The organism is Sporomusa malonica (assembly GCF_900176355.1).
In the GTDB taxonomy this organism is placed as follows: Bacteria; Bacillota; Negativicutes; order Sporomusales; family Sporomusaceae; genus Sporomusa; species Sporomusa malonica.
This window is the reverse complement of sequence record NZ_FWXI01000018.1, coordinates 77,364-99,056: the sequence shown is the minus strand read 5'-3', so window position 1 is coordinate 99,056 and position 21,693 is coordinate 77,364. Positions and strand designations below refer to the sequence as shown.

The following is a 21,693-nucleotide window of genomic DNA, read 5'->3' as shown; positions in this document are numbered from 1 at the left end:
ATGCATAAACATAAAGACAACCATTGCGGCTGTAGTTGCTGCTGCAGCGGCCAAGTGGCTCTAACGGCAAGCGAGTGCGTGGCAGCAGCTCTTGATAGTGTGCAATTAGTAAATCAAACATTCCAAGTAGAGGGCCTTGACTGCGCAGACTGCGCTGCTAAGGTGGAAAAAGCTGTTCGTCGTCTTGCCGGCGTGGCTGATGTTCGGATGAATTTTGCAGCCGGCAAAATGAAGGTAAACTATGACGAACATGTTTTAGGAGTAGATGAGATTGTAAAGGTTATTACCGGCTTTGGCTACAGTGCTACACTGGCTAAAGAGCCGCAGGCTGTGGCCGGTTATCATAAAACCATCTTTCGTTTATCTGGTCTTGACTGTGCCGACTGCGCAGCTAAGCTGGAAAAGCGTGTTGCTGCGTTAGCAGGGGTCAATACAGTATTGATAAATTTCGGCGCTGGTAAAATGACCGTGGAACACCGTATTACCGATAAAGATATTATCGAGACTGTGGAGCAGGCCGGTTATCAAGCAGTTAGCGACAGTGACGTGGGGAAAGCAGCCGTCAAGGAACAGGCCTGGTGGCAAAAGCCGCGTATGCTGGCAACCATAACATCTGGATTGCTGCTGGCGACTGCCATGGTTCTGGAATGGATCGGAATAGCTGAACAAGTTGTTGTGTCCTTGTATAGTTTGACTATGGTTGTTGGCGGTTATCATGTGGCGAAAAGCGGGTTATATGGCCTCAAGAGTATGACACTTGATACTAATTTCCTGATGGTGATCGCTGTTATTGGCGCGGCGGCTATTGGTGAATGGAGCGAAGGGGCGACAGTAGTCTTTCTCTTTTCACTGGGTAATGCACTGCAAGCCTATACCATGGATAAAACCCGTGACTCTATCCGGGCGCTGATGGAGCTTGCGCCGCGGGAAGCACTGGTAAGAAGAGACGGGCAAGAACTGCGTCTGCAGGTAGAAGATATTGTTGTTGGTGATGTAATGATTGTTAAGCCTGGTGAACGTCTTGCCATGGATGGCACGGTTGCGAGCGGCAGCTCAACCGTCAACCAGGCCGCCATTACCGGAGAATCTATGCCTGTGGAGAAACAGACCGGTGACAGTGTATATGCCGGTACTGTTAATGAACAAGGTGCGCTGGAGATCATAGTAACTAAACTGGCAGAAGACTCAACATTGGCCAAAATCATGCACATGGTAGAAGAAGCTCAGGCTGAAAAAGCGCCCATGCAGCAATTAGTTGATGTCTTTGCTAAATACTACACACCAGCAGTCATCGTGGCAGCCGTGGGTTTAACCATTGTTCCAACGCTCTTTTTCAACGAAGCTTTTGATTTATGGTTTTATCGTGCGCTGGTGTTGCTAGTTATCTCCTGTCCCTGCGCTTTGGTTATCTCAACACCGGTATCTATCGTTTCGGCAATCGGTAATGCCTCACGGCATGGCGTGCTGATCAAAGGCGGTGCTTATCTTGAGCAAATGGGAAAAATCCAGGCTGTTGCCTTTGACAAGACTGGGACTTTAACAGTAGGTAAACCAATGGTGACTGATATTATTAAGCTCGCAGGCAAGCTGGATACTAAAGAGATACTGATACTGGCTGCTGCAGTTGAGAAATGGTCAGAACACCCGTTGGCTGAGGCTATTGTTGCCCATACTGGTAATCAGAGATTACCGCCAGTGACTAATTTTAAAGCCCTTGTTGGCCGGGGGGCACAGGCTGACATAGATGGTCGCACCGTCTATGTGGGAAACCAAAGGCTCTTTGAGGAATTAGGCTGTACACTTGCCGCGCATGAAAGCAGCTTGGCACTCTTAGAGCAGCAAGGAAAAACGGTTATGTTGGTGGGGGCTGGCACAGAAATATATGGTGCGATTGCTGTAGCCGATACCTTGCGCGATAACAGCCCTGATGCGGTAGCGGATATTAAGTCTGCTGGGGTACAACGTGTCGTCATGTTGACAGGTGACAACCGCCGGGTAGCGCAAGCCGTTGCTGGCAAGCTAGGTCTTGATGCCTTTTACAGCGAGCTGTTGCCGGAAGATAAAGCCGCAACCCTTAAACAGCTGGCCAGCCAATACGGCAGTGTAGCAATGGTCGGTGATGGGGTAAATGACGCCCCCGCGCTGGCAACTGCCAATGTGGGTATCGCCATGGGGGTTGCCGGTTCAGATACTGCTTTGGAAACGGCAGACATTGCCCTTATGTCTGATGATTTGAGTAAGCTCGCCTATGTAATGAAACTTAGCCGTAAAACCGTAGCTATTATTAAGCAGAATATTACCTTTTCCTTGGCATTGAAACTGCTGTTTGTACTTGGGACCTTTGCCGGGTTTGTTAATCTTTGGTTGGCCGTGCTGGCTGACACGGGTGCAGCGCTGTTGGTGACATTGAATGGGATGAGGCTGGTACGTGAAATTAAGTGAGGTCAGAGTAGTTAGTAATTGTTGAATTTTTTCACAATAGTATATTGCAGTGTTTTGCAGAATAAGTTATAATTTTAACAAATGCCGGTCTGAAGGTCGGAATGCGAGCTATCTGGAACAAAATCAAAATCTGAATAACTAAAACATATCCACGAAGGGTAACAGGACAATGAATATGTCCTGCTCTTCGTGGATTTCTGTTTTTATGCAAGGAGGAGATAGTATGGTTCAGGAAGACAAGCTTTATGACGTATGGTGGCAAAACCGCGCAGAGGGCGAACAGCAAATGGAAGACAGCCACATTAGGGGTTGGCAAGAGGTTATTAATCTAATCCAGGAACAGGACCTGTCCAATATGACTGTGCTTGATTTCGGTTGCAACCAAGGTGGCTTTTTGCGGTTTCTATATCAAGCCAAGCCGTTTAAAGAAGGTATGGGTATTGATCTGGCTCAGCAGTCAATCGCTGTTGCTGATTCTCGCAAAGGCGATCTGCCGCTCACTTATGTGGCGACACCAAACCCGGAGCAGTTTGCCAACAGATTTGATTTGGCTGTCAGCCAGGCGGTTATTTATCTGATCAAAGACCTGAAAACCCATGCATGGAAGGTCAAGCAGATGTTGAAACCAGGCGGGGTCTATTATGCCACCTATACTGATTGCAATGACAACCCTAGTCTGGAGCATTTTACACAGTGGATTAACCAAAACAGCCTGGTAGAGTCCAATGCCCATACACTGGACTTTATTGCCGAGACCTTTGCGGCAGAAGGGTTTCAAGTAGAAATTCAGCGGCGGAGACCTCAGGGCTTTATTGATATTTCCCGCAAAGAGGATGGTTTTTTACGTATTGCTGACAGGCTGAAGGCATCTTATGAAGATGCGTATATATTCCGGTTTGTTTTGGCGGAAAAGTAAGCATTACTATGAATATTACTTTAGCCCTAACAGATGTTTTTGCAATGTGGAAAATCGCACTGCCAGCCATGTTTCTGGGGTGCTATTGTGGTGTTGTGCTGAGAAGCGGGGAATTTTTTGCGTTTTTCAGCAAAGCAATGCGGCCGATGACATCACTGGGAAAACTGCCAGAGGCACTGGGATCGTTTTTTATCTTGTGTCTATTAAATAGATATGCAGCAAACGCTATGCTAGCCGAGTTTGGCAAGAGTGGTGCTGTAACAAAAAGTACTTTGATGGCAGTCTACTTGATGGGGTCGCTGCCGACTGGCATCTATTTTACTATTTTCTACTTTAGCCCGCCTTTGATTGCCGGGCTGGGGTGGAATCTGGGTACGTCGTTTATTGCCATTAACATTGGAATAAGTACCCTCGTTACGATCATTGGTTTTGCCTGGAACAGGCTGCACACTCCTTCACATGACGTATTCCAGACGCAGGGTCGTATAGAAAGCTGTTGTTGTATGCAAGTCGACAATACCGATCTGGCAGCGGCAGCCAAGAAGGCCTTTAAGCAATTTTGGAATATTGCAGTTGTCTTTATGCCGATTACGTTTATTTTTACTGTTTTGCTGCATACAGACTTTATCAAGGAAGTGATTGCCGGGCTTGAACCTTTTTTACGCTGGTTTAACCTTACGGCAGCCGGGGTGTTAGTCATCATTGCTGGTATTCCTACCCTGATAGCGGCGATTGGTGTTGCCGGAACACTGGTGCAAAGTGGGGCACTGGCTCCTCAGGACGTCATATTTGTTCTACTGTTAACTTCGTTTTTCCATAATATCTATGATGGCTTATCTCGTGTATTGCCGACTAATATTTCGATATTTGGGGCTAAGACAGGGGTTACTGTTACCGCCTTGGGGACAGGTTTATATCTTTCCATAGTAGCAGCAGGGGCTGGTATTGCACTGTATGTGAGGGCTAACTAAATAAAAATGACGGCTGAAGCTGTCAGATTTAAAAACCATGAAGGTATTGTCTTATGAATAGACTTTATTTTCTATGGTTTTTTATCTTTTGGTTGTATTGCTGGGAGTTGTTAAAAATTGGTCTTAGCTAACCCTGTGGGTTATGACTGACATAAAATATCAAGGGAGAGGTATAAAAAGATGGCAGAGACAAGAAAACAGTTGCAGAAGTTCAAAAAGTATGTAGCAGTGTTAATTTCCCTAATCCTCTTAGCTGGTCTAATGGCTGGCTGCGGTTCCAAGACAAGTCAGGCCCCGGCAAAAGAGAAAGTCTTGAATTTTTCCTGGGCGAAAGACATTGGCGCTTTAAATCCGCACATGTACAATCCGAATCAAATGTTTGCGCAAGCCTTAGTATATGAACCATTAGTTCAATACAGTAATGATGGTAAAATCATTCCATGGCTGGCCGAAAGCTGGACAATCTCACCTGATGGCAAAGAGTATGTGTTTAAACTGCGTAAGGACGTAAAGTTCTCTGACGGTACCCAGTTCAATGCGGCAGCGGTTAAGAAAAATTTTGATGCCGTATTGGCTAATAGCAAACGTCATGACTGGTTAGCGTTTATTCGGCAAATCAAAGAAACACACGTCATGGATGATAACACGTTCAAACTGGTACTTAAAGATGCATATTATCCTGTGCTGCAGGAGTTGGCACTGGTCCGGCCGATTCGCTTTCTGGCACCTTCGCAGTTCCCGGACAACGGTAACACCGGTGAAGGGATCAAAAAACCAATAGGTACAGGTCCATGGGTGCTGAGTGAGTATAAGCAAGGCGAAGTAGCCGTATTTGTTCGCAATGAGCATTATTGGGGAGCTAAACCCAAGGTCGATAAGCTAGTTGTAAAAATCATTCCTGACAGTGAGTCGCGTGTAGTTGCTTTTGAAAAGAAGGAACTCAATCTGATTTATGGTAATGGCAGCATCAGTCTTGATGCGTTTAAACATCTTCAGGCTTCCGGAAAATATGAAACCAAGCTGTCCGAGCCATTGGCAACCCGAGTCTTAGCCATTAACTCTAACAAAGGTGTGACGAAAGAACTCAAGGTTCGTCAAGCCATTCAGCATGCTTTTAATAAGGATGCGTTTGTTAAAGGTGTCCTCTATGGTACTGAGCATAAGGCTGATACTTTACTTGCTACCAACTTTCCGTACTGTAATCTTGGCTTAACACCTTATGCGTATAGTGCGGATAAGGCCAAGGCTTTATTAGAAGAGGCTGGCTGGAAGGAAATCAAAGGCAAGGAGTTCCGCGAAAAAGACGGACAAGTACTTGAATTGGAATTTTGCTTTGAAAGCACGGATGCCATTCAAAAATCGGTTGCCGAAGTACTCCAGGGCGATCTTAAAAAAATTGGTATAAAAGTCAAACTTACTGGCGAAGAACTGCTATCCATTGTTCAACGACAAAAAGATGGCAACTTTAATATTATCTATAGCGATACCTGGGGAGCTCCTTATGATCCACATTCCTTGGTAGGTTCGATGCGTGCGCCAGGGCATGCCGATTATCAGGCACAAGTAGGACTATCGATGAAAGCTGATATTGATAGGATTGCAACAGAGGCTCTTGTTAGCACAGACGAAGCAAAGCGCCAGGCATTATATAAAGAGATCTTTACTACGCTTCATGAACAGGCGGTATACTTGCCGCTGTCTTATCTGGCCAATATAGCTGTATATCCTAAAAATGTAACCGGTGTTACCTTCATGGGCAGCCAATATGAAATTCCTTTTGCAAATATGGATATTCAGTAATCATAGAAAAAAGAGGTAGGCAGCATGCTTGATTATATCGTCAAACGCCTGCTGAGCCTAATACCTGTACTGGTAGGTATTTCGATTATTACTTTTCTCATATTACGCCTTACGCCGGGTGATCCGGCGGAGGCGTATTTGAGACTATCACAGATACCGCCGACAGAAGCAGCTGTAGCGGCAGTCAGGGTGGAACTTGGCCTTGATCGTCCGGTTGTTGTTCAGTACGGGGATTGGCTAGTCAAGGCACTAACTCTTGATTTTGGTAAATCATATGCCACACACAGGCCGGTGTGGGACGAAATGATGTTTCTGTTACCTTCGACAGCTCAACTGGCCGGTGTGTCGCTACTCTTTACTCTTGTCATCAGTATTCCTATGGGCATTTTCTCAGCACTATATAAAGACGGATGGTTTGATAACTTTTGCCGGGTGATCGCCTTTACCAGTGCAGCGATGCCTAATTTTTGGCTTGGTTTTATGTTAATGTATTTCTTTGCGCTGAAACTTGATCTGTTGCCTACTTTGGGGCGGGGCTCATGGGAACATTTCATTCTTCCGGCGGTAACACTTTCTTTTAGTTATATTGCGACCTATATCAGGCTTCTTAGAACCAGCATGCTGGAGAATCTGGACCAACAGTTTGTGTTGTATGCCAGGGCAAGAGGCTTAAAAGAAAGCTGGGTTATTGGTCGTCATGTGCTAAAGAATGCGATGCTGCCTGTTGTAACTGCATTGGGGATGAGTATTGGGCATTTGTTATCCGGGTCAGTTATTGTGGAAAGTGTATTTTCCTGGCCGGGGATTGGACGGTTTTGCGTGTCGGCAATTTTGAACCGGGACTATCCGGTGGTGCAGTGTTTTGTGCTGATGATGGCAGTAGTTTTTGTTACCGCTAACCTGCTTGTTGATATTGCCTATGCGTGGCTTGACCCGCGGATTCGCCTGAAAGGGGAGTCATCATGAGGATCAAGCGCAGTTTTGTGGCGGTTGCCCTGATGATCATCCTTCTTAATATTTTAGTAGCTATTTTTGCACCGTATATTGCGCCACATGACCCAAATGATGTTTCTTTAGAACGCAAGTTAATGCTGCCTGATAATAATTATCTTCTAGGGACTGATCATCTTGGCCGCTGTATTTTGTCTCGCCTTATTTATGGTGCCAGAGTTTCGCTGGGGGCGGCTTTTGCCGTCATGTCTGTCACTCTCAGTATTAGCACCGTGGTGGGAGTCGTGTCAGGGTACGCCGGTGGCCGAGTTGATGCTCTTATTATGAGGATATGTGATATATTTTTGGCTTTTCCCAGTCTAATCCTGGCTTTGGCCCTCGTCGGGGTTATGGGTCCAGGGTTGCCGAATGTGGTACTGGCTATGGCCCTTTCCCAGTGGGCTTGGTATGCCAGAATGATTAGAGGCATGGTACTTAGTCTGAAGGAAAGAAATTATGTGCTGGCGGCGAAAGTGGCGGGAACTGGCCAAGCCACCATTATTGCCAAGCATATTTTGCCCAATATTCTCCCGCAGATTGCAGTGCTTGCCACTCTGGATGTCGGCTGGGTTATTCTGCATATTGCCGGGATGTCCTTCTTGGGTCTGGGAATTCAGCCGCCGACGCCGGAGTGGGGTGCCATGATTAATGATGGCCGCCAGTTTCTGCGGGGTTATCCATCACTGATGGCTTATCCGGGACTTATGATTTTAAGTGTAGTGATGTCTTTTAATCTTCTGGGTGATGCCTTGCGGGATATGGTTGATCCTCAGGGAAAACGATAGGAAAGGGCGGAGTAGCGCATGATGAAGCAGCCACTGCTTTCGGTCGAAGGTCTGGAGGTTGTAATTAGGCAGAAAAACAAAGTTGTGCCTGTAGTACAGAAACTTAGTTTTCAAATAGAGCAGGGTGAGGTTTTCGGTTTGGTAGGCGAAAGCGGTTGCGGCAAAACGTTAACCTGCCTGTCGCTGTTAAACCTGTTGCCAGCAGGAATTCATAAGACTGGCGGGGATATCTGTCTGGATGGAAAAGCCGTTGAAGGACTAGCTGCCGAAAAGTGGCGACAACTTCGGGGTGACAGAATTGCGCTCATCATGCAGAATCCCATGAGTGCCTTTGACGCCATTCGCACCATTGGGGATCATTTTATCGAGACTCTGCGTGCGCATGGGAAAACTGATACTAAGGCTGCCACGGCGATTGCCGTAGAATATCTGGAGAGAGTAGGACTTCCGGATGCTAGTTTATTGCTGCGGCAGTATCCTTTTGAATTGAGTGGCGGTATGCTGCAGCGAGTCATTATTGCCATTGCTCTGGCGCAAAAACCTGACCTGATTATTGCTGACGAACCGACTACCGCCTTGGATGCAACCTCTCAGGTTCAGATTCTTGATCTTTTGGCTGAAGTAAGGCGTGAGTTTGGTACAAGTATACTACTCATCTCCCATGATCTTGGCGTCATTGCCCGGTTGGCTGATTCGGTAGCCGTGATGTATGGGGGGCAATTTGTTGAACAAGCAGCTGTTGCCGATATATATGCCCAACCTCTCCATCCCTACACTCAGTCACTGATGAATGCGCGCAGCAGCATTGGTTTACCGCGCAGAAAGCGATTGTCGTTACTGCCGATGGCTGCGACTGAGATAAGTAACGGCTTAACTTCCGCTTGTGGGTTTGCCGGACGCTGTCCTCATGTTAGCAGTGCATGCCGGGAAACAGCTCCTAGTCCGGTTAAAGTCAATACGAGCGGGCACTGGGTACGCTGTTTAAACGCTGGCAGTGCGCAAGCGGAGGTTGTCTAATGGCAGCGATACAACCGCTTCTTGAATTACGGGGAGTCAGTAAGCATTTCCACGGCGGCGGTATCTTTAAGCAAGGGAGAAAGGTTCAAGCTACCAAGGAGATAACCCTTTCTTTAGCGGCAAAAGAGTGTCTTGGGCTTGTCGGAGAAAGTGGTTCAGGTAAAAGTACTTTAGGCCGTATTATCCTGGGAATAGAGAAACCTGATCGCGGTGAGGTACTATTTCAAGGTGTTAATTTGTATGGTAAAGATAGATCAGGTATCCGTGAAGTAAGGCGTGATCTTCAGGTAGTATTTCAAGACTGTTTTAGTTCGGTCAATCCTCGCAGGACAGCTGGGGAGAGTATTGCTGAACCGCTAAGAAATTTTGCACGCCTAAGCTACCATGATGAGCTGCGAACAGTAGGTAATTTGTTAGAGCTTGTGGGACTTGATGTCGAGGACGCCGCCAAATACCCGCATCAGTTTAGTGGTGGGCAGCTGCAGCGGGTATGTATTGCCCGGGCAATATCCTTGCGGCCCAAACTGATTGTCCTTGATGAAGCTGTCAGCAGTCTTGACGTACTAGTTCAGGCACAGATATTGGATCTGCTGTCAGATTTACGTGAGGAGCTGGGCATGTCCTACATCTTCATTTCTCATGATCTTGCCGCAGTCGCTCATCTGTCTGACCGGTTAGCAGTCATGTGCTCGGGTGAGATTGTAGAAAGACTGGACAATATGGATGATATTCATTGTCTCACCCATCCGGTGTCTTTGGCACTGTTAGCTGCTGTATTGCCAGCTCAGCCTGAATATCGTAACAAGCAGGAGACTGGGGCGGGTAAGTTTGCAGCAGCAGCCAGGACGTCTTGAATAAATTAGCATCTTAAATAGGGAGAGGGTTTCACATGGCAATTAGCCATAAAGAGTGGATCATTCGCAGGGTTACAGCAAATGATGTTGCAGCCGCACTGGCGTTCATTATTCCTATGCTGCATGAGGTATACCCCAATATACCGGACGTAGCCGTGCGCTGGGATCTTGCTAACATGGAAGAAGCCTATGTCAGCCAAGAGAACTCAGTCATGTTTGCCGCCTTTGACAATGCTGGACAAGTTGTTGGCACGATTGCCATTAGACCCTATGATGATCGAATTGAGGCCGTTCGCGGCTACTATGATCTGCCAGGTACTGCCGAGTTATCCCGCTGTTATGTGAAAAGTTCGCTGCGCCGCCAGGGCCTTGCCGGTGTGTTGGTGGCAGCCATTGAGAGCTATTGCCGGCAATACGGCTACCAGACTATTTGTCTTCATACCCATAGGTTTTTGCCAGGAGGTTTTCCGTTTTGGTTAAGTCAAGGCTATATGATTCGTACAGAGAGAACTGAAGAGATTGAGACTGTGTATATGGATAAGGATGTATTTATAAAACACAAGTGATTAACAGGCTAGGCTTTAGGTAATGTATTGACATTGTCTGATTTTTCATGATAAAATTATATTCAATTTCATACGCTCTTATCTAGAGTGGTCGAGGGACTGGCCCGATGACACCCAGCAACCGGTAGCTATGCTGCAGTGGTGCTAATTCCAGCAGGAGGAATCCTGACAGATAAGAGGAAGGCGCATAAAAATTAGCCCCTTTCCTCGGAGAGGGGTTTTTATTTGTGCAAAAATTAAACAGCTATCCGGAGGTGCTTTTTAAAGTGCATGTATCAACCCTTTCAGTACGTACCAATGAATTAGAGCAATACAGTAATATAGAAAGAAACCCTAAGCAGCTGCGAATGTGCCGTACTAAGCGAGTTGCTAAACTTAGCGCTTTACCACAAAGCACTGATGTGGAAATTAATGATTCTCTGGCAGATCAGATAACAAGTATTACTTATGATAAGGCTATCGCTCTCATTAGGGTTAACTGTCCTACACCAGAGTGTACGGATAATTGGGTAATGAATGTTTTACAAGCAGTGGGAGCGTGTGGCGTGGCCTGTGATTTGGTGTCAATCCAGCCGCGGCAGCTCAGTTTTACTATCCACAATCGACTGCTGGAGGAAGTACAGGGGTGTTTTGAACAGCTTGAATGTTATCCTGAAGTTGTTACCGAGTGTGTAAGGCTATCTATCCGGTGTATCGGCGGGCAGCCGTTGTTGAACACAATAACGGCTGTTACCGAAACAATTGCACAAGGTAATATTCCCTTGCTGCGATTAGCAGAGTCGTATGGATTAATTGAGGTCTTGATCGAGGCCAGGTATATAAGTGAAGTTAAAAGAAATTTGGAAAAGCGTTTTAGGGTGCAAAATGCTCTAAATATTAGTAGCTTTGTAAGAATTTGAAAGAGGTCACTTGATATGGTAGACAGATACAAGGGTTATGATGAGCCCTGGGATAGTTATAGTTCAGGGAAACGAGAAGATAGTAATGAGGTTATTATCATCATTCGTGATGGTAAAGTAGTCACTTTCATTCAACAAAATAGAAGTGCCCAACTTGAAGGTGTCCATGGTGATGGAATATAGTCAATTAGTGGGAGAAATATAGAAGGAAAAATATTACTAATATAGAATATCTAACCTATCTTAAGTATTAAGGAGGTTACTGCAAATGGCAAAGAAGATTCTTATACTTACTGGGGACTGCGCTGAAGATTATGAGGTTAAAGTACCGCAACAGGCGCTCATGATGTTGGGCTATCAAGTTGACATCGCTGTTCCTAATAAAAGTGCTGGTGATATGGTGCAGCTTGTTGTTCATGATTTTACCGGTTTAGACACTTATGTTGAACTAACAGGTCATCGGATTCCTGTTGATATTGCAGCCAAAGATGCCAAGGCAGAAGATTATGTTGGCTTGGTTGTTCCTGGTGGACGGGCGCCTGAATATATTCGGATGTATGGCGAAGTGGTTCAATTGGTACAGGATTTCTTTACTGCCGGTAAGCCGGTAGCTGCCATCTGCCATGGTACCCAGCTCTTGGCTCCAGCTAAAGTGCTTGAAGGCAAGATTGTAACTTCCTATCCGGCCTGCGCGGCTGAGTGTCAACTGGCTGGTGCAGAATGGAAAAATGAGCCGGTCGTTGTCAGTGGTAACCTGGTGACTGCGCAAGCCTGGCCGAATCACCCCGAGTGGTTAAAAGCCTTTGTTGAGTTATTAGGTGCTAAAATCAGCATTTAAATGAAGCAAGAACTTTGAGGAGCAAGGCTTACTGGGCTTTGCTCTTTTTGTCCTGTTAGAAAGTATAACTTTCCTTCTGGATAAGGGCAACATCGGCTTCCGCTGTCGCCAAAGGCTCGGCGCAAGCCGTGTTTTCTTTATATTTACTAAAAATGTGCTATCACTGAGGCAAATCAAAGTTTGTTAATTATCGAGCCATTACGGCAATACTATATAGACAAATTAATATATTCAGGATACAATGGCGGTTGTAGCTATTTTTTCCAGCACTATGAAGGGAAGGGGTGCATTCATTGTTTGTCCATGATCTTATTCTGCAAGGAGCAACAGACAGCCAAGCTTTTGCCGGCAAAGATAATGTGTCTTATGGCGAACTTCAGGAACAAGTAAGTAAATACCGCAATTATTTTTATAGGTCAGGCGTTCGGGCTGGTGAAAATGTGGGGCTATTTTCCCGCAATTCTACAGACTTCGTTTACTGCTATATGGCCGTTATCAGTCTTGGAGCAGTTATTGTGCCTCTAAATTTTCAGTTGGCAGCCAGGGAGATTGCTTTTATCGTTAAAGATACTAAGATGAAGCGGCTTATTACCATGGAGCGGTTAGTCATTGATTCTGAACTCAGTCAGCAGGGCTATACACAATTAGTTGAACAGCTTGTCATTGCGGATTTTAAACCAGGGTTGACTCAGGACAATTATTCTGCGGCTCCGGTTCTGGATATCAGCATTAACGAAAACAGCCCTTGCGCAATTATATATACCTCAGGAACAACCGGTACTCCTAAGGGGGCTGTGCTGACACACAGCAACCTTGTCGCCAATGCACAGGCCTTCAGGGAGCGGCTGCCGCTAAATCTCTGCGATAATGTATTGTGCGTGTTACCAATGTATCATTGTTTTGCCTGGACATGCGCCGTACTTAACCCACTGCTTTGTGGTGCAGCCATCACTATATTAGAAGCCTTTGCGCCGAAAGAAACTATTACAGCTATCAAGGACTATGGCGTAACGGTTGTCTACGGAGTACCACCTATGTATAACCTTCTTACTCGTATTGGGGAAGCGGAAGATTTGGCAGGGGTCAAATATTTTGTATCAGGCGGTGCCTCGCTTCCTGAAAAGGTGGCGCAGCAGTTTGCTGATAAATATGGCAACAGAATTATTGAAGGCTACGGCCTTTCTGAGGCTTCACCGGTAGTAACGCTAAATCCAGCGCAAAAGCCAAAATATTGCTCGATCGGGAAAGCTCTCCCCGGCTTGGAGGTTAAAGTGGCTGATTCCAACGGCCAACCGTTGCCTCCAGGTGTAGTAGGTGAGATTATCGTGCGTGGACCAAGTGTAATGCAGGGATATTTTAACTTGCCTGCAGAGAGTGAGAATGCGCTTAAAGACGGCTGGCTTTATACCGGTGATTTGGCCTATCAGGACGCTGAGGGATATTTATTTGTGGTTGATCGCTTGAAGGATTTAATAATATCAAATGGCGAGAATATTTACCCGAGAGAAATTGAGGAATTGCTATACGCGTATCCTGGTATCATCGAGGCCAGTGTCATTGGCGTTAGAGACGAACTACGCGGTCAGGTAGCGCGTGCTTATATTGTTTTGGCAGAAGGGCATAGTTTCGATAAAAAAGCAGCGCGGGAGTATCTGCAAACCAATATTGCCGCCTATAAAATACCGCGGGACTTTGTCGTTGTCGATGGATTGCCCAAAAATCAGACAGGCAAGATATTGAAACGTGTACTTCGCGAACAAGCAGGATAATGTGAAAAGCCAAGCCCTTTAATCAAGGATTGGCTTTTCTTTATATTATGCTAGTTTTATGGTATAGTTTTAATAGCGTAATTAGCTATGTAAGGACGTGAACGTATGCAAAAACGAATATTGGGCAGAACAGGGATAGAAGTGACAGAGTTATGCTTTGGTGCGTTACCCATGGGGCCAATGCAAAAAAATATGCCTGTTGAAGAATGTGCTGACATTGTGGCGCATGCTCTTCAAAGCGGTATTAATTTTGTGGATACGGCACAAGGTTATAAGACGTATCCACCAATAAAAATGGCTATAGATAAAACTGGGATTCGGCCGGTTATTGCGTCTAAATCCAACCAAAAAACCTATGAGGGTATGGAACAGGCGGTTGAGGAAGCGCTTACCGCACTGGGGCTTGACTACATAGATATCTTCCATCTTCACGCGGCGCGTGAAGGGGAAAACGCCTTTGAGGTATACGAGGGTGCCTTGAAATGCCTTGTTGACATGAAGAAAAAAGGAAAAATCAAAGCTGTTGGGATTTCGACACATCATACAGTTGTTACTCGGCGGGCGGCTGATGTTGATGTTATTGATGTAGTATTTCCTATTATTAATATGAATGGGCGCGGCATTATGGGAGGCACCAGAGAAGAAATGGTGGAGGCAATCAGCAAGGTTGTGCAGGCCAACAAAGGGCTGTATCTAATGAAAGCTTTAGCCGGAGGCTCTTTGATTGGCGAATATGATGCGGCCATGAAATATGCCAGAGGGATTGAGGGTTATGCCTCTATCGCACTAGGCATGGTGGCAATACCTGAGGTTGACTTTAATATAAAGTATTTTAACGGAGAGCTTACAACGGCCGCTATTGAGCTAAGCCATGTTGAGAAAACAGTTAAGGTGCTGAGTGGTGCCTGCAAAAGCTGTGGAAAATGTATAGATGCCTGTCCGGCAGATGCTATAGGCTTTGATGCGGCAAACAAGGCCAGTGTTAATTCAGAAAAATGCTTAACCTGTGGCTACTGCACGCCAATCTGCCCAGAGTTTGCTATTCGTGTAATCTGAGCAAGTTCGCTATATATATTAACCAAAGCCTTGTTACTTAATAGGATAACAGGGCTTTGGTCTTTTCTTATCCCATATATTGAGGATGTAATATTAAAACTTGAAACAATTAGCGTTTAGAATTATAGTAGAATTCGTAAATAAGAATGAGTAGCCTGTTGGATAGCGAGTTCTTAGTTTAGGTGGAAGGCGGATCAGCGTGATTAGATTGTTAACAGGCGGCGATATCTATGAAGTCAAAGCGTATTTGGAACGAAACCACATGGAAACAGTTTTGCTAAACAGTAATTTTGAGCGATGTGGGATTGATAATGACAGAACAAGCCGCCGTGGTGGAGATTATTACGGCTATTTTGAATATGGCAGGCTAACAGCGATACTGACCTTTTTCAATTGGGGGAGTGTTATTCCGCACTTTGAATCGCCAGGAGCTGTTAGTGGTTTTGTAGAGATAATGCGTCAACGCAAGTTTGAGATGATGGCCGGAATGAAACACATAATCGAGCCGCTCAAACAAGTTCTTGGTCACTACAAAAAGGTTTTGGATTATGAAGACAGCTACTATTTTATTAACTTGGACGTTAAGCCTGCTGGTTTGCCCTGTATAGGTCAAATTACTGATGCCAGGGAGGTTGAACGGACAGCCGCACTCAGTTTTGTTGTTGAAGCATACCGGCAGGGCTTTATGCGCCGGTTTAATACAGAATTAGCGGCTAAACTGATTGATGACCGCGGGCCTGAAGAGGATCATATTTTTCTGCTGGTAGACGGCGTACCAAAAGCCCAGGCTTTTATTCAGGTGACTACAGACCGGATTAACCAAATTGGCGGCGTGTATACTAGTGAAGACTGCAGAGGCAAGGGCTACTGCAAGGTGCTGGTAGCCGAATTATGCCGCCGGATTCGGGGTTATGGCAAAATACCGGTTTTGATGGTGCGGAAAGATAATCTTCCAGCCATTAAGTCCTATCAATCAATCGGCTTTACCTACTTTGATGACTACTTAGTTGTAAAATTCCTGATTTGAACTGGAGGAGTTCTTCATGCGCATAGCTGTTGGCGTCACCGGCGCAAGCGGAGCCATCTATGGCTATACTTTAATAACTGCACTGTCAAACCTCGGAATTGAGGTGCACGCTGTCTATACTGATATGGGGCGTAAGGTATTTGAATATGAATGCGGCCTCACTATCGAGGATGTAAAAAAACATGCTGTAGTATATGATAATTCAGACCTGTTTGCCGCGTTGGCCAGTGGCTCATTTAAAACAAGCGGTATGGTGGTTGTACCCTGTTCAATGCACACGTTAGGTGCCCTGGCAACCGCAAGTGGGCGGGACTTACTCACCAGGGCAGCAGATGTTACCCTTAAAGAGGGGAGGAAACTGATTGTAGTGCCACGCGAGACACCGATGACAGCTATTCATTTGTCAAATATGCTTACACTGGCGAAAACAGGCGCAGTGGTGATACCTGCGGCACCAGGGTTTTATCACAGACCGGAGACGCTGGACGATATAATTAACTTTATGGTTGGAAAAATACTGGATATCTTCAAGATAGAACACTCGCTATACATGCGTTAATTGTCACTCTAAAGATAAGCCTTTAAAAACGGTATTAAAAAAGTGATATCGAACGCATAAGGTGAGTAAATATTTGCAAAAAAAGTAAAAAACTCAGTGAAATAGCTAAAACAAGGGATTTGTTCTATGAATTTACTAAATACGAGATTATAATGAAAGGTAGGGAAATCTCACTTGGAGTGAAAAAATGCGGCTACTGATTATTTTGCTTGGTGCTATTTGGATGTCAGTTTATCCTTTTGCTGCTGGCCAGGCTGCCCCTTTATATCAGGCAGTCGGCGATGACAGCTTTGCGCCCTTCATTTATTTAAATGAAAAAAATCAGCCTGAAGGTCATGATGTTGATATTCTGCATATTGTTGAACATCGCTCAGGGATGAGAATTAAGCCAGAGCTTATGGAATGGAATCAAGCTAAGCAAAAAGTATTAAGTGGCGAGAAGGATATATTGATAGGGATGTCCAGGTCGGCCGAGCGTGAGCAGTTTTACGATTTTACGGAACCTTACCTGGTAATGCGGCAAGTTATCTTTGTTATGAAAGAGAGCTTCTACATAACCCGCCATGAAGACCTTGTCAATCGGCGTGTTGCCGTTCAGAAGGGTGACATTTCGGAAGATTTGCTGCGTGCAAAATACCCGGAAATGAAGCTGTATTATTATGCTAGTCAGGTAGACGCGCTTAATGACTTAAGAGTGGGATTGGTAGATGCTTTTGTCGGCAATTATTACGCAGGCATGTACGTGATTGCTAAAAATAACTTGGAAGATACAATCAAAGTGGTCGGGGAACCGTTGCAAGAGGTTCCATATGGGTATGCAGTCAAAAAGGGGAACACTGCTCTGCTTGCTGCTCTTAACCAGGCTATTATCGAAGCAAAAAAAAGTGGTGAAGTGCAAAAACTTCAAGACAAATGGTTTGGTGAAAACTATTTTGCTGCATCTGAACGTCAACGGTTAATTCGCGGTATGTGCTATATAGCTTTCGGAGTAGCAGTGAGTGCCTTGCTGCTGTTTCTTCACGTATTATCGCTCCGGCGGCGGGTGAATCAAGCTACCGCCCAGCTTAGAGCAGCCAATAGCCAGCTTGCCGAGGCTTATGAAGTTACAATCCGCGCTATTTTTAAAGCACTTGAGCATCGTGAGAGTAATACTGCGTCACACTCTGTGGAAGTGAATAAAATTGCTATGGCAATCGGTGCAAAAATGCAGCTTAATGCAGAAGAGTTAGCAAATTTAAATTGGGGAACACTGCTGCATGACATCGGCAAACTAGCTATCAAAGATGAGATCTTGTTGAAGTCTGGTACGCTTACAACCGAAGAATATGAAATTATTAAACAACACCCGAGGATAGGTTATTATATTCTTAAAGACACAGAGTATTTAGCAAAAGCTGCTGAAGTGGCTTTATATCATCAGGAACGGTATGACGGTAAAGGTTATCCCTTAAATCTCCAAGGTGAAAATATCCCGCTATTAGCTCGTATATGCACAGTGGCTGACGCGTTTGAGGCCATGATTGCTGACAGGCCATACCGTAAGGGGCGGCCTTGGCATGATGCGGTACAAGAGATTATCAAACACAAGGGCACTCAGTTTGACCCGCGGGTTGTTGACGCTTTTTTAGAAATTAACCCTGAACAATTTGTCAAACAATAAAGGAATTTATGGAATTTTGCCGAAGAATATTGACAAGCTAAAATTAACCAAATCAGAGGTGGATTTTTATGCGGCCGACATGTAAGCTTGCTGCCGTATACCTAGTGGTGTTGATGCTTGTCTTGGTAAATTCTTCGGCATTGGCTGCCCCGAATAAGCCAGTTAAGCAAGAACCGGATAATATTGTTAAAACTGCGGAAAAGTATCTAAAAATACCCTACCGGTTTGGCGGCGAATCTCCGAAGGGTTTTGATTGTTCGGGATTTGTCAAATATGTATATGATCGCCATGGCAAGAAGCTGCCGCGCACGGCTGATGTTCAGTATAGAACTGGTAAAAAAATCGACAGAGCCAGTCTTAAACCGGGCGATTTGGTGTTTTTCACTACCTATGCGTCAGGAGCATCTCATGTAGGAATATATTCTGGCAATGGCAGGTTCATCCATGCTTCGTCAAGTCGGGGTGTAATGATTAGCCGGCTTGATGAGACGTACTGGAAGCCGCGTTACCTTGGTGCCAGAAGGGTAATTAATTAAGAGTGGAGGAGTTATAATGATTTTTGGACACATTTCAACCCTGGAAAAAGATACACCACTACTTCCCCAAGCTCTTGCCAAAGGGCTTGATTATCTTGCTAAAACAGATCTGGTTGCTTTGCCTGCCGGCAAACATGAAATTGAAGGTAAAGATATCTATGTATCGATTAATGAATATGAAACACAGCCGCGTGAAGTACGCAGGGCCGAGGCTCATGTAGAATATCTTGATATCCAGTATATTATTTCCGGGGAAGAACTGATTGCTTACAGCCTGCTCGCGGCTGATAATGAGGTGCTCTCAGATGAGCTTGCAGCCAAAGACGCTATCTTCTACAAGACCGTCCAGCAGGAGACAGATCTGATCATGACCAAAGGTGTGTATGCAATATTCTTTCCGTGGGATGTGCACCGCCCCAATTGTACTCTGCAAGAAACCAGCAAAGTAAAGAAAGCTGTCGTCAAAATTAAGATGTCTCTGTTGAAATAGCAAGGAAAAACGGGGTTTTTCCGAACAATATTTTAAAAATGATGATTAAAGTTCGAACTTTTCGTTGACAGATTTTGTCCACTACTGGTACAATACAAGTAAATAAATACTGCTCGTATATATTTGAGAATATGGCTCAAAAGTTTCTACCAGGCGACCGTAAATCGCCCGACTACGAGTGAAAGTGCGCCTAGGGTTCCGCTCTGCACCTCGTGTGCTCTGGACTGTGACCAAGTGGCGCAGGTGTTAACTGATAACACTACACCGATGGGATAAAAACCCTGGCGGGGAAGTTTCGCTCTATGGTTTCATGCGGAATTTCCCTGTCAGGGTTTTTTGTTGTCTTCGGATAAGATGTAGCGTTTGACGGTAACACTATCACTACGTTGCAAAGGGGGATAAAAAGGAAATGCTGGAAAAATTATTTGAACTCAGTTCCCGAAAAACAGATGTTAAAACCGAGGTCATTGCAGGCATTACCACATTCATGACCATGGCGTACATACTGTTTGTCAATCCCAGTATTTTGGGAGCAGCTGGTATGGATAAGAACGCCGTACTTTTAGCTACTGCCATCGGCGCTGGGGTAGTATCCATCATGATGGGTGTGTTTGTAAACTACCCAATTGCTTTGGCTCCAGGTATGGGTCTTAACGCATTTTATGCTTTTTCTGTTGTTATCGGTATGGGGGTTTCCTGGCAGGTTGCATTAGGTGCAGTTTTTATTTCTGGTCTTATTTTTATTTTGCTTACCGTGACTCAGGTCCGTCAACTATTGGTTGAAGGTATGCCTAATTCGTTAAAGCATGCTATCACAGTGGGGATAGGTCTCTTTATTACTATTATCGGTCTTAAAATATCTGGTATTATGAGCATCCGTCTGTCGCTGATTCCGCCTACTCTTGAGAAGATTGTTGCTGCCAAAGGTAACGGCACACCACTTTATTTCGAGAGCATGATTGAAATGGGGCAACTTGCTCATCCTGAGGTACTACTTGCCGTATTTGGCTTGATTTTGCTTGCTGTGATGATGGCTCGCAATGTAAAGGGTTCTATCTTGATTGGTATTTTTACCACAACTATCATTGGCATTTTAATGGGGATTGTAAAAATTCCTGCCGGCTTTAGCCCTGTGGCTATACCTGATTTCAGCAATAACGCCTTTTTGGCTCTTGATATTATGGGTGCGCTCAATATGGGTCTAATGGCTATTGTCTTTACTTTTACCTTTGTGGAACTGTTCGATACCATGGGAACTCTGGTAGGCACAGCCGCCAAAGCAGGGCTTATGGATAAAAAGGGTAAGTTTCCTGGTATTGGCAAAGCTATGTTAGTTGATGCCACTGGTGTAAGTTTGGGTGCTATGCTGGGTACCAGTACAATCACCGCTTATGTTGAAAGTGCTGCCGGTGTTGGTGCAGGTGGACGTACTGGATTAACTGCTGTTGTCTGCGGAGTGCTGTTCCTGTTAGCCTTGTTCTTCACACCGCTTGCTGGTCTTATTCCTGACGCTGCCACTGCTCCTGCGCTTATTATTGTCGGTGCATTAATGATTGAATCCATCCGTCATATTGACTTCGGGGATCTTACCGAAGGCATACCCGCATTCTTAACTATTGTTATGATGCCATTCACATACAGCATCGCTAACGGCATTTCGGCTGGTCTTGTGATGTATCCGCTGCTAAAGCTGGTGACTGGCCGAGGCCGCGAAGTACACTGGATCGTCTACATTCTGGCTGTGCTCGTCGTGTTCCGGTTCGTATTCCTGGCAGAATAGCGGGGACACTAAACCCAGATATTTTACAATAAAATATCTGGGTTTTATTACAGCATTATCCATTGGGGTTTTTAACCCAATACCATAAAGAAAACACGGCTTACGCCGAGCCTTGGCGAAAGCGGAAGCCGATGTTGCCCTTATCCAGACGGAAAGTTATACTTTCTTACAGGATAAACAAATCGAAAGGATGATGACATGAAAGTAGCAATTATCATGGGAAGTGATTCTGATTGGCCAGTTCTCGAACCAGCTGTTAACCAACTAGCTGAATTTGGCATTGAGACAGAAATTCTGGTAGCATCGGCTCATCGTACGCCCGACAAGGTACATAAATTCGTGGCAGGAGCCAAAGAACGCGGTGTTAAGGTTATCATTGCTGCTGCCGGAGCGGCTGCTCACCTGCCTGGGGTGATTGCCAGTTTTACTACATTGCCGGTTATCGGTATTCCGGTTAATGCTACCCCGCTTGGCGGTATGGATGCTCTTTTGAGTATCGTCCAAATGCCTGCGGGAATTCCAGTAGCCACTATGGCCATTAACGGGGCAAAAAATGCAGCCTTGTTTGCCGCTCAGATTCTTGCTGTGCATGATGATGAACTTGCAAATAGATTGACAGCCCATCGTCAGACTATGGCTGAGGAAGTAGAGAAAAAGGATGCTCGTCTGGCTGAAAAGATAGCCGCTAAAAATAGTTAAAGCAAGCTTATTCTATCAAGTTTAATATAAATAAGGAGG

The 21,693-nt window shown here is 45.2% G+C and carries 21 protein-coding genes and 2 riboswitches; all 21 genes read left to right on the top strand.

Annotation, left to right across the window (positions count from 1 at the left end; all coding sequences use genetic code 11):
• Complete coding sequence (locus tag B9A22_RS18235) at window positions 1–2,442, top strand: heavy metal translocating P-type ATPase (RefSeq protein WP_084577369.1); 2,442 nt, start codon at window positions 1–3, stop codon at window positions 2,440–2,442.
• A gap of 223 nt (window positions 2,443–2,665) precedes the next feature.
• The gene (locus B9A22_RS18230; protein WP_084577368.1) at window positions 2,666–3,358 is read left to right on the top strand and encodes a class I SAM-dependent methyltransferase; all 693 of its coding nucleotides are present in this window, start codon (window positions 2,666–2,668) and stop codon (window positions 3,356–3,358) included.
• Window positions 3,359–3,366: 8 nt separating this feature from the next.
• Complete coding sequence (locus B9A22_RS18225; RefSeq protein ID WP_084577367.1) at window positions 3,367–4,329, top strand: hypothetical protein; 963 nt, start codon at window positions 3,367–3,369, stop codon at window positions 4,327–4,329.
• Window positions 4,330–4,509: 180 nt separating this feature from the next.
• Window positions 4,510–6,129, top strand: a complete 1,620-nt coding sequence (gene nikA, locus B9A22_RS18220) for a nickel ABC transporter substrate-binding protein (RefSeq protein WP_084577366.1) — start codon at window positions 4,510–4,512, stop codon at window positions 6,127–6,129.
• Window positions 6,130–6,153: 24 nt separating this feature from the next.
• Window positions 6,154–7,095, top strand: coding sequence for a nickel ABC transporter permease subunit NikB (gene nikB / locus B9A22_RS18215; protein ID WP_084577365.1), 942 nt, complete (start codon window positions 6,154–6,156; stop codon window positions 7,093–7,095).
• Window positions 7,092–7,904 carry a nickel ABC transporter permease subunit NikC gene (gene nikC / locus B9A22_RS18210; RefSeq protein ID WP_084577364.1) on the top strand — a complete coding sequence of 271 codons (813 nt, stop codon included), beginning with the start codon at window positions 7,092–7,094 and terminating at the stop codon, window positions 7,902–7,904. Before nikB ends, nikC begins: the two co-directional genes overlap by 4 nt.
• An 18-nt stretch (window positions 7,905–7,922) precedes the next feature.
• Window positions 7,923–8,921 (top strand): ABC transporter ATP-binding protein, encoded by a 999-nt coding sequence (locus B9A22_RS18205; protein WP_084577363.1) that lies wholly within the window; start codon window positions 7,923–7,925, stop codon window positions 8,919–8,921.
• On the top strand, window positions 8,921–9,775 hold the full coding sequence (locus B9A22_RS18200) for an ATP-binding cassette domain-containing protein (RefSeq protein ID WP_084577362.1): 855 nt from the start codon (window positions 8,921–8,923) through the stop codon (window positions 9,773–9,775). The genes B9A22_RS18205 and B9A22_RS18200 overlap by 1 nt, the downstream gene beginning before the upstream one ends.
• Window positions 9,776–9,810: 35 nt before the next feature.
• The gene (locus B9A22_RS18195; RefSeq protein WP_084577361.1) at window positions 9,811–10,341 is read left to right on the top strand and encodes a GNAT family N-acetyltransferase; all 531 of its coding nucleotides are present in this window, start codon (window positions 9,811–9,813) and stop codon (window positions 10,339–10,341) included.
• Between the two features lie 75 nt (window positions 10,342–10,416).
• Window positions 10,417–10,520: riboswitch (SAM riboswitch) on the top strand.
• Window positions 10,521–10,568: 48 nt separating this feature from the next.
• The gene (locus tag B9A22_RS18190) at window positions 10,569–11,240 is read left to right on the top strand and encodes a hypothetical protein (protein ID WP_084577360.1); all 672 of its coding nucleotides are present in this window, start codon (window positions 10,569–10,571) and stop codon (window positions 11,238–11,240) included.
• 15 nt (window positions 11,241–11,255) lie between these two features.
• Window positions 11,256–11,423 (top strand): hypothetical protein, encoded by a 168-nt coding sequence (locus tag B9A22_RS25565; protein WP_176215586.1) that lies wholly within the window; start codon window positions 11,256–11,258, stop codon window positions 11,421–11,423.
• An 85-nt stretch (window positions 11,424–11,508) separates the two neighbouring features.
• Window positions 11,509–12,078 carry a DJ-1/PfpI family protein gene (locus tag B9A22_RS18185; protein WP_084577359.1) on the top strand — a complete coding sequence of 190 codons (570 nt, stop codon included), beginning with the start codon at window positions 11,509–11,511 and terminating at the stop codon, window positions 12,076–12,078.
• A 293-nt stretch (window positions 12,079–12,371) separates the two neighbouring features.
• The gene (locus B9A22_RS18180) at window positions 12,372–13,847 is read left to right on the top strand and encodes a class I adenylate-forming enzyme family protein (RefSeq protein WP_084577358.1); all 1,476 of its coding nucleotides are present in this window, start codon (window positions 12,372–12,374) and stop codon (window positions 13,845–13,847) included.
• 105 nt (window positions 13,848–13,952) lie between these two features.
• Window positions 13,953–14,903 carry an aldo/keto reductase gene (locus B9A22_RS18175; RefSeq protein WP_084577357.1) on the top strand — a complete coding sequence of 317 codons (951 nt, stop codon included), beginning with the start codon at window positions 13,953–13,955 and terminating at the stop codon, window positions 14,901–14,903.
• 199 nt (window positions 14,904–15,102) lie between these two features.
• The gene (locus B9A22_RS18170; RefSeq protein WP_084577356.1) at window positions 15,103–15,930 is read left to right on the top strand and encodes a GNAT family N-acetyltransferase; all 828 of its coding nucleotides are present in this window, start codon (window positions 15,103–15,105) and stop codon (window positions 15,928–15,930) included.
• A 16-nt stretch (window positions 15,931–15,946) separates the two neighbouring features.
• Window positions 15,947–16,489, top strand: coding sequence for a UbiX family flavin prenyltransferase (locus B9A22_RS18165; protein ID WP_084577355.1), 543 nt, complete (start codon window positions 15,947–15,949; stop codon window positions 16,487–16,489).
• 187 nt (window positions 16,490–16,676) lie between these two features.
• A complete protein-coding gene (locus tag B9A22_RS18160; RefSeq protein ID WP_084577354.1) occupies window positions 16,677–18,149 on the top strand; it encodes an HD domain-containing phosphohydrolase in 1,473 nt (490 codons plus the stop codon).
• A gap of 68 nt (window positions 18,150–18,217) precedes the next feature.
• Window positions 18,218–18,685, top strand: coding sequence for a C40 family peptidase (locus B9A22_RS18155; RefSeq protein ID WP_084577353.1), 468 nt, complete (start codon window positions 18,218–18,220; stop codon window positions 18,683–18,685).
• Between the two features lie 16 nt (window positions 18,686–18,701).
• Window positions 18,702–19,175 (top strand): NanQ anomerase/TabA/YiaL family protein, encoded by a 474-nt coding sequence (locus tag B9A22_RS18150; protein WP_084577352.1) that lies wholly within the window; start codon window positions 18,702–18,704, stop codon window positions 19,173–19,175.
• Window positions 19,176–19,268: 93 nt separating this feature from the next.
• Window positions 19,269–19,370: riboswitch (purine riboswitch) on the top strand.
• A gap of 214 nt (window positions 19,371–19,584) precedes the next feature.
• Window positions 19,585–20,955, top strand: a complete 1,371-nt coding sequence (locus B9A22_RS18145) for an NCS2 family permease (protein ID WP_084577351.1) — start codon at window positions 19,585–19,587, stop codon at window positions 20,953–20,955.
• A gap of 198 nt (window positions 20,956–21,153) precedes the next feature.
• Complete coding sequence (gene purE, locus B9A22_RS18140; protein WP_084577350.1) at window positions 21,154–21,654, top strand: 5-(carboxyamino)imidazole ribonucleotide mutase; 501 nt, start codon at window positions 21,154–21,156, stop codon at window positions 21,652–21,654.
• Window positions 21,655–21,693 lie beyond the last annotated feature (39 nt).

Bases quoted from the DNA above. Each gene is read 5' to 3' on its own strand.
- B9A22_RS18225 (WP_084577367.1), top strand. From the start codon at position 3,367: ATGAATATTACTTTAGCCCTAACAGATGTTTTTGCAATGTGGAAAATC.
- B9A22_RS18230 (WP_084577368.1), top strand. From the start codon at position 2,666: ATGGTTCAGGAAGACAAGCTTTATGACGTATGGTGGCAAAACCGCGCA.
- B9A22_RS18150 (WP_084577352.1), top strand. From the start codon at position 18,702: ATGATTTTTGGACACATTTCAACCCTGGAAAAAGATACACCACTACTT.
- B9A22_RS18165 (WP_084577355.1), top strand. From the start codon at position 15,947: ATGCGCATAGCTGTTGGCGTCACCGGCGCAAGCGGAGCCATCTATGGC.
- B9A22_RS18195 (WP_084577361.1), top strand. From the start codon at position 9,811: ATGGCAATTAGCCATAAAGAGTGGATCATTCGCAGGGTTACAGCAAAT.
- B9A22_RS18235 (WP_084577369.1), top strand. From the start codon at position 1: ATGCATAAACATAAAGACAACCATTGCGGCTGTAGTTGCTGCTGCAGC.
- purE (WP_084577350.1), top strand. From the start codon at position 21,154: ATGAAAGTAGCAATTATCATGGGAAGTGATTCTGATTGGCCAGTTCTC.
- B9A22_RS18155 (WP_084577353.1), top strand. From the start codon at position 18,218: ATGCGGCCGACATGTAAGCTTGCTGCCGTATACCTAGTGGTGTTGATG.
- B9A22_RS18175 (WP_084577357.1), top strand. From the start codon at position 13,953: ATGCAAAAACGAATATTGGGCAGAACAGGGATAGAAGTGACAGAGTTA.
- nikA (WP_084577366.1), top strand. From the start codon at position 4,510: ATGGCAGAGACAAGAAAACAGTTGCAGAAGTTCAAAAAGTATGTAGCA.
- B9A22_RS18185 (WP_084577359.1), top strand. From the start codon at position 11,509: ATGGCAAAGAAGATTCTTATACTTACTGGGGACTGCGCTGAAGATTAT.
- B9A22_RS18205 (WP_084577363.1), top strand. From the start codon at position 7,923: ATGATGAAGCAGCCACTGCTTTCGGTCGAAGGTCTGGAGGTTGTAATT.
- nikC (WP_084577364.1), top strand. From the start codon at position 7,092: ATGAGGATCAAGCGCAGTTTTGTGGCGGTTGCCCTGATGATCATCCTT.
- B9A22_RS18200 (WP_084577362.1), top strand. From the start codon at position 8,921: ATGGCAGCGATACAACCGCTTCTTGAATTACGGGGAGTCAGTAAGCAT.
- B9A22_RS18160 (WP_084577354.1), top strand. From the start codon at position 16,677: ATGCGGCTACTGATTATTTTGCTTGGTGCTATTTGGATGTCAGTTTAT.
- nikB (WP_084577365.1), top strand. From the start codon at position 6,154: ATGCTTGATTATATCGTCAAACGCCTGCTGAGCCTAATACCTGTACTG.
- B9A22_RS25565 (WP_176215586.1), top strand. From the start codon at position 11,256: ATGGTAGACAGATACAAGGGTTATGATGAGCCCTGGGATAGTTATAGT.
- B9A22_RS18145 (WP_084577351.1), top strand. From the start codon at position 19,585: ATGCTGGAAAAATTATTTGAACTCAGTTCCCGAAAAACAGATGTTAAA.